General features: G+C 24.1%; 1 pseudogene. It reads left to right on the top strand.

From position 1 onward, the window contains the following. Positions 1–42: 42 nt before the first annotated feature. A pseudogene (locus GQX97_RS14610) lies at positions 43–516 on the top strand (chromosome segregation protein SMC); the annotation flags it as partial.

The raw sequence follows: 516 nt of genomic DNA, 5'->3' as shown, positions 1-516 counted from the left end.
TAATTAACAATGAAAATATAATTTTAAAAAATGTAGTAATAAATGGCACGCACAGAAAAATATTATTCACTTATAGATGATAAAAAAAAGATAAGCATAAGCATAAATGTTAATCAGATTAAAAAAGCAAAAATCACTTTAGAGGATTATAATAAAAATCTTGAARAGCTTAACAATAAAAAGCAGGAACTTGAGAAGAACCTATTAGATTTAGATAATCAAAAACAGCAGGAATTATTAAAATTTGAAGAGACAAGAAACTTATCTATAGAGCTTGACAAGCAGGTGTCATTAATAGTAACAGAACTTACTCATATAGGAAAAATGTATAGTCAATTAAAAATACAATTAGAAAATAAGTTTAAAGAAAAAGAAGAAACTAGAAATAGAAAAAATACTTTAGCTAAAAGAATAGAAGAAGATAAAAATCAAATATTAGAACTAGATAAAGCCATAAACAACATATTACCAAATATTGAGTTAGCCGTAAAAGAACAAGAGATAAGAACAAGAGAT

The sequence above is a fragment of the Brachyspira sp. SAP_772 genome (assembly GCF_009755885.1).
Taxonomy (GTDB): Bacteria; Spirochaetota; Brachyspiria; order Brachyspirales; family Brachyspiraceae; genus Brachyspira.
The sequence above is the reverse complement of the archived record's forward strand: the minus strand, read 5'-3'. Positions and strand labels throughout refer to the sequence as shown.